Genomic DNA, 6,244 nt, shown 5'->3' with positions numbered 1-6,244 from the left:
ACCCCTTCTCGTTGAAGGCGTGGATGACATCGCGCACGTAGTCGTCGCTGACCTGCATCAACGAGGTGATGTCCGGGACGCTTTGGCCCTGGCCGGACATCATCACCACGATCGCCCGCCGCAGCTTGACCGGATCCTTCGCGCTCCGTGTGATCCGCTGCAGCTTGCGGCCTTCCTCCATCGTTAATGGCCGGACGAACACTTCCGGTCGGCGAGCCACGACCACCTCCCAATGTCGAAGAGGCAGCCAGCCTGACGGGTTCACCGCCGGAGATCAATTACCCGTCCGAGATTCGGTGACGGGCCACTAGTCTCGGATGCCCCACAACTGATCATGTGAGGCGCTCGTGGCCGTCCACCCCCTCCGCCCCGGCGACCCGCGGGCGATCGGCCCCCTCCGCATCGAGGGCCGCATCGGCCAGGGCGGGCAGGGCGTGGTCTACCTCGGGGAGTTCCCCGACGGCGTGCGGGCGGCCGTCAAGGTCATGAGCGGCGGCATCGACCGCTCCTTCGCCAAGGAGCTGGCCGCCGCCCGCAAGGTCGACGAGTTCTGCACGGCCAGGGTCCTGCTGGCCGACCTCGACCACGACCCGCCGTACGTGGCGAGCGAGTACATCGACGGCCCCGCCCTCTCGGCGGCGGGGCCGCTGCGGGGGGCCGCGCTCACCCGGCTCGCCATCGGCACCGTCACCGCGCTCGCCGCGATCCACCGGGCCGGGGTGGTCCACCGCGACTTCAAGCCGGGCAACGTCCTGCTGGGGCCCGACGGGCCGCGCGTCATCGACTTCGGCATCGCGCGGCTCGCCGACGCCACCGCGACCACCGGGCACCCGGCGGGCACGCCGCCGTACATGGCGCCCGAACAGCTCTCCGGCGGCGCCGCCGGGCCCGCCTCCGACGTCTTCGCGTGGGGCTCCACCATGGTCTTCGCCTGCACCGGCAGGCCGCCGTTCGGCGCCGACACCTTCGCCGCCGTCGCGTACCGCATCCTGCACGCCGAGCCCGACCTCGGCGACCTGCCCGAGCCGCTGCGCTCGATCGTGGCGCGCTGCCTCGACAAGGACCCGTCCCGGCGACCTTCCGCGAGAGACGTCCTGCTGGAACTCCTCGGCGAGCCCGCGGCGGAGGCGGAGGCCCTCAGCAAGGGAGCCAGGGCCGCCGCGGGTCCGGCCCCGGTCCGGCGGCGCGCGCTGCTGCTCGGGGCCGGAGCGGCCGCCGCCGCGGCCGCCGTGACGGGCGGTCTGCTGTGGCGCGCCCGCCCCGGCGAGGGGCCGGCCACCGGCCGCGGCGCCTCCACCTCGACGGCGGGGGCGCCGGGCACGGGCGGCACCTCCCAGGGCGCCGCCCCCAGCCCCTCCACGAACCCGCCGAGCGGCTCAGGCGCGCCCGCCTCCGAGCCGCCGGACTCCGGGGCGCCCGGTTCCCCCACGGCCTCGCCCGACCCCTCAGGGACGCCGGCCTCCGACCCCACGTCCGAGCCGCCGGCCGAGAACCCCACGGACCTCGCGATCGCCGTGGAGACCGCCCTCGCGGTGAAGCCCCTCGCCGACCTGGCCTTCGACGGCGGCCTGGACCAGAGCTCCTTCAACGCCCGCGCCGCCGGCCGCGTCCGCTACCTGCCCGGCGCCACGTACAGCGGCGCGAGCAGCGACTTCGCGGTCAGGATGAACGCCGCGGAGATCGGCGCGGCCGACATCACGGTCCTGTGGCGGGACGGCGCCGACCGGGGCACGTACCTGAACGGCCGCAAGACGGCGAAGCTGACGAAGGACTGGGACCTGTACGTCACGATGCTGGTGGCCATGGCGAGCGTCGGCGTCGTCCTCGACCTCGTGACGCACACCTCCCGCATCGACCGCGCGGGGCGCCGCTACGCCGGTGGGCTGTCGGCGGCGGCCGCTCCCAGCTCGCTGCGGGAGGCGCTGCTGCGGATCAGCGGGTTGGAGGACGACCGGCTCAAGGACACCAGGCTCGTCTGGCGGCTCGAACTCGACGCCCACAACCGCCCGTCCCTGGCGGAACTGACGTGGCGGATGCCGATCGAGAACGAGCAGCTCTCGTCCACCTTCACCTCCCACTACCGCGACTGGCGCGACGGGACGATCGCGCCGCCTCAGTAGGTCTTCTGCGTCTGGACGTTGAAGTCGGGCATCCGCACCTTCTTCGCCGGGTCGGTCAGCGGGTCGTCGATCTCCAGGACGTCCAGGCCCTCGCGGATGTCGCTGGAGTAGATGTAGCCGTTGTAGTAGTACGCCGACCACGACCCGGCGATGTCGCCGCCGCCCCCGTACGGGCCGCGCTCGAAGAACCCGATCTCCCTCGGCTTGGCCGAGTCGGTGAAGTCCCAGACCGACACGCCGCCCTGGTACCACGCCTGCACCATGACGTCCTTGCCGGGCACCGGGATGAGGGAGCCGTTGTGGGCGACGCAGTTCTCGACCTCCTGCTGCTCACGCCCGATCTTGAAGTAGCCGCGGCGCTCCAGCTTGCCGTCCTTGAGGTCGTAGATGGCGTTCGCGCCCTTGGTCCGCGGCGTGCGGGAGTCGCAGGTGGCCTGCGAGCCGCCGCCCAGCTCGTCGCTGAAGATGACCTTGGTGGCGTCGTTGTTGAACGTCGCCGAGTGCCAGATCTCGAAGTTCTCGGTGTCGCGGAACTGCTGCAGCACCTTGGGCCGCACCGGGTCGGAGATGTCGAGCAGCACGCCGTCGCCGAAGCAGGCCGCCGCCGCGAGCTTCTTCTCCGGGTAGGCGGTGATGTCGTGGCAGCCGGCCGCGAAGTCCGTGTCCTGGTGGTCGGGGAAGATCTCCGGGCTCGCCACGACCTTCGCGTCCTTGGGCGACTTCGTCGGGATCTCCACCACCTGGATGATCTCGTGGGGCGGCGGGCAGGTCTTGGAGTCCGGCTCCGGGCCGGGCGAGGAGACGTAGACGTACAGCGTCTCGCCCGCGGGGACCATCGTGTGGGTGTGCGAGCCGCAGTCGGTCCTGACGGCCGTCACGTACTTCGGGCTCTTCTTGTCGCTGATGTCGAAGATCCGCAGGCCCTCCCAGTCGCGCACGTCGGCGTTCGAGTCGCAGCCCTCGCCGCTGCGCGGCTCGTCCACGGACAGGACCAGCAGGTCGCCGTGGACGGAGACGTCGTTCTGCTGCGCCGGGCACGACACCTGGCTCACGGTCTTCGGCTGCTTCGGGTCGCTGATGTCGTAGATCGTGAACCCGCCGAAGTTGCCGACGAAGGCGTAGTCGCCCTGGAAGGCTAAGTCGGTGTTCCAGTCCATGTCGCCGTCGAGCGGCGCGGCCCTCGGGACATGAGCCACCTGCCGGACGTTCTTGCTGGTCATGACGTCACCGTCGGCGTTCTTCCCCGCGTCGGACGAGCCCGCGCGAGGCGTGTCCCGCGCGGACTGGCGCTCCCCGGCCGGCCCGCCCCCCGAGCAGGCGGCGGCCAGCAGCAGCACCGCGCACATCACCGCTCCGCGCACCTTGGCAGAGATCAACACGCGTCCCCTTTGTCTCGTGGCTCACTATGGAAGCTATGCCAGCACATTCGCGGGCGCGTGCGCTCTTCATCACGGTTATGGCGGCATTCTCCCTGTCCGCCTGTGCCGGGCAGCCCTCCGGGCCGTCCGCGGTCGGCACCGGGGCCCCCGTCCTCGTGCCGGGCACTCCCGGCGCGGCGGCGCGTACCGCGACGCCGGGCGAGCACGTCGGTCAGAGCCGGGCCGAGCCCGTGGCCGCCGACGTCAGGTTCGCCGAGGGGATGATCCCGCACCACCGGCAGGCCCTGGAGATGACCTCGCTGGTGGAGGAGCGCACCACCACCCCGGCCATCCGGTCGCTGGCCCGGCAGATCACCGCGGCGCAGACACCGGAGATCGAGCTGATGGCCCGCTGGCTGGCCGCGCTGGGCCGCCGCCCTCCCGCGGAGCACGCCCACGAGGGCATGACGGGGTACGGCATGGCCACGGAGGAGGAGCTGAACGCCCTGCGCGCCGCGCGCGGCGGGGACTTCGACCGCGCTTTCCTGCGGCTGATGACACGGCACCACGAGGGTGCCGTCACGATGGCGGGGGAGGAGCTCGCCTCGGGGAAGGACCAGCAGATGCGCATGCTGGCCAAGGACGTCTACTCGGGACAGAGCATCGAGGTCGCCAGGATGCGGCGCGTGCTCGCCGCCCTGCCCGCGTAGCTCAGGACGGCCAGAGCATGTTCGTCAGCTCGGCGTCGATGTCCATGAAGTCCGTCTCGCGACCCGCCGGCACCTTCTCGTAGGTGCGGTGGAGGAACTCGGTCAACGGCGCCAGGGGGACTTCGAAGAGCGCCTGCCCGAACGGCGACGTCAGGCTGATGTGCAGAGTGCGTTCGCCGTCGGCGCGTGCGGGCCACACCTGCACGTCGCCGTCGCCGACGCGTCGCACGATGCCGACGGTCAGGAGTTCACGGGCAAAGATCCACTCGACCGGTTCGTCGTTCCCTACGTGGAAGGCCATACGGATGGCGTACGGGTCGTCGGCTGTGTAGCTCAGTCCGGCGAGCAGGGGGACGGTCGTACGGTCGGGGACCACAAGCCGAAGGCCAAGCTCGGCGGAGACGGTGGTGCTGTTCATCGTCAGCCAAACCTTTTCGTCGTAGGTCCCCTCTTCGGGGCTTTCACTGCTCTGACGGACTTCGTCCTGAGCTATGACGCGGAACGAAGAAACCAGTAGGAAAGATTCCGCTCCCAGGCCGTTCTGTAACGCACATCACAGCTGGACATTCGGGCATCTACCTGGCTAAACGGCATCTATCGGGTCGTATTTGCGAGGGTTTTGCTGTTGGCGAAGGCGTTCCGGGACGCCGACCAAGAACGTTTCTCTGAAAGATCTCGATCGTCGTCTTCCGGGACAGCACGATGGTAAGCCAACCGCCTGTCGCGCCGACGGGCAACCGCCCCGTTTCACCCGAATCCCTCCCGCCTCCCTCCCCTCGGCCGTCGCCTCACCGGGCTTCGCTTCGCCAGCAGGTGCCGGAGTGCGGTATGGTTTTCCCCGTCGGCACCACGAAGGAGCCGGCAGGGCGGGCGATTAGCTCAGCGGGAGAGCGCTTCGTTCACACCGAAGAGGTCACTGGTTCGATCCCAGTATCGCCCACCAGCACGTCAGAGGCCGTCTCCCACGCGGGAGGCGGCCTCTTTCGCCGTACGGGGCCGTTCCGGCCCCGTCTCGTCTCGCGGGCGCCGCCCGCCTCGGCCGTTGTGACGCACATCACACCTATCGCTGCTGTCGCCATGCCCCCTTTCCGGCCCGCCGTTTCCGGGGAGGGCGGCGCGATGCCTCTTTTTCGGCCCGCCCGTTTCGGCGACGACCCCATCAGCGGGACGGAGACGGCACGAACCCCACCGCCCCGCGCGAGCCGTCCCCGCCCGAACCCGCCGCGCGCCGCAACGCGCCAGCGTCCTGACCTCCGCTCGAAGCCGACCGGAGTGCGCCGGCCTGGCGTCCCGAGCTCCCGAGCTCCCGAGCCCCTGAGCTCCTGAGCTCCCGAGCTCCTGAGCGCCTCGGGCGATGTGCGGCTCCGCGTCGGCCGCACGCCGTGGCCGGTGGGGCGTCCTTCTGCCGGCTGCCTTTCGGGGGCGTTCCTCTGTCATCGGGCCTCCTGGGGGCCGCCGGCGGCCCTGGAGTCCGGGCGCGCGAGGCCCGAGGCGGCCTGGGACCTGAAGGCCCGGAACATGGGGACGTGCCGACCTGGGGCCGCAGCGGCAGCGCCCGGCGCTCCCGGTTCCCGGCTTCCAAGGTCTCCGGCGATGTCGCGCGCCGCCCGGACTGCCGGACCAGCGGCGGCTTCGACAGGGCGGCTCGTGGGTGCCGAGACCGGCGGCGGCTTCGGTAGGGCAGCTCGTGGGTGCCGAGACCGGCGGCGGCTTCGGTAGGGCAGCTCATGGGTGCCGAGACCGGCGGCGGCTTCGACAGGGCGGCCCGTGGGTGCCGAGACCGGCGGCGGCTTCGGCAGGGCGGCTCGTGGGCGCTGGGGCCCGTGACGGCTCTCAGGGAGCGCAGGGGGTGGAGCCGCGCTGATGGCGGGCTCCGGGGGGGTGTCTTGCCCACGGCGTCTTGCCCACGGCGTCATACCTATGGCGTCTTGGGCGGGCCGTCTTACCTGTGGCGTCTTGGGCGGGCCGTCTTACCTGTGGGGTCTTGCGTGGGCGTCTTGGGTGTGGCGTGCTGGTCGGGCCGGGCCTCCGGGTCGGTGTCGTCGGGGCATGGGCG

At 71.3% G+C, this 6,244-nt stretch carries 5 protein-coding genes and 1 tRNA gene; 3 read left to right on the top strand and 3 right to left on the bottom strand.

Features of this window, described 5'->3' with window-relative positions:
- Positions 1-220, bottom strand: a 220-nt coding sequence (locus BMX74_RS36195) for a helix-turn-helix domain-containing protein (protein WP_143078892.1), incomplete at its 3' end; no start/stop codon positions are given.
- A gap of 127 nt (positions 221-347) precedes the next feature.
- Here BMX74_RS36195 and BMX74_RS43475 point away from each other — a divergent pair.
- Positions 348-2,120, top strand: a complete 1,773-nt coding sequence (locus BMX74_RS43475) for a serine/threonine-protein kinase (protein ID WP_143078891.1) — start codon at positions 348-350, stop codon at positions 2,118-2,120.
- Here the strand turns inward: BMX74_RS43475 and BMX74_RS36185 are convergent.
- Positions 2,114-3,496, bottom strand: a complete 1,383-nt coding sequence (locus tag BMX74_RS36185) for an LVIVD repeat-containing protein (protein ID WP_256257480.1) — start codon at positions 3,494-3,496, stop codon at positions 2,114-2,116. The genes BMX74_RS43475 and BMX74_RS36185 overlap by 7 nt on opposite strands.
- Positions 3,497-3,576: 80 nt before the next feature.
- On the opposite strand from BMX74_RS36185, the gene BMX74_RS36180 reads away from it, so the two are divergent.
- On the top strand, positions 3,577-4,188 hold the full coding sequence (locus tag BMX74_RS36180; RefSeq protein WP_082535266.1) for a DUF305 domain-containing protein: 612 nt from the start codon (positions 3,577-3,579) through the stop codon (positions 4,186-4,188).
- Position 4,189: 1 nt separating this feature from the next.
- Here the strand turns inward: BMX74_RS36180 and BMX74_RS36175 are convergent, their stop codons facing one another.
- Positions 4,190-4,606, bottom strand: a complete 417-nt coding sequence (locus tag BMX74_RS36175; RefSeq protein ID WP_055505587.1) for an SsgA family sporulation/cell division regulator — start codon at positions 4,604-4,606, stop codon at positions 4,190-4,192.
- A 450-nt stretch (positions 4,607-5,056) separates the two neighbouring features.
- Here BMX74_RS36175 and BMX74_RS36170 point away from each other — a divergent pair.
- Positions 5,057-5,131: transfer RNA gene (locus tag BMX74_RS36170), tRNA-Val, on the top strand.
- The last annotated feature ends 1,113 nt before the right edge of the window (positions 5,132-6,244 follow it).

Source organism: Nonomuraea pusilla (genome assembly GCF_900109355.1).
Classification (GTDB): domain Bacteria; phylum Actinomycetota; class Actinomycetes; order Streptosporangiales; family Streptosporangiaceae; genus Nonomuraea; species Nonomuraea pusilla.
Note: the sequence above shows the minus strand (reverse complement) of the source record. Positions and strands in the feature narration are given on the sequence as shown.

Coding starts and splice junctions, on each gene's coding strand:
- BMX74_RS36180 (WP_082535266.1), top strand. CDS start 3,577: ATGGCGGCATTCTCCCTGTCCGCCTGTGCCGGGCAGCCCTCCGGGCCG.
- BMX74_RS36175 (WP_055505587.1), bottom strand. CDS start 4,606: ATGAACAGCACCACCGTCTCCGCCGAGCTTGGCCTTCGGCTTGTGGTC.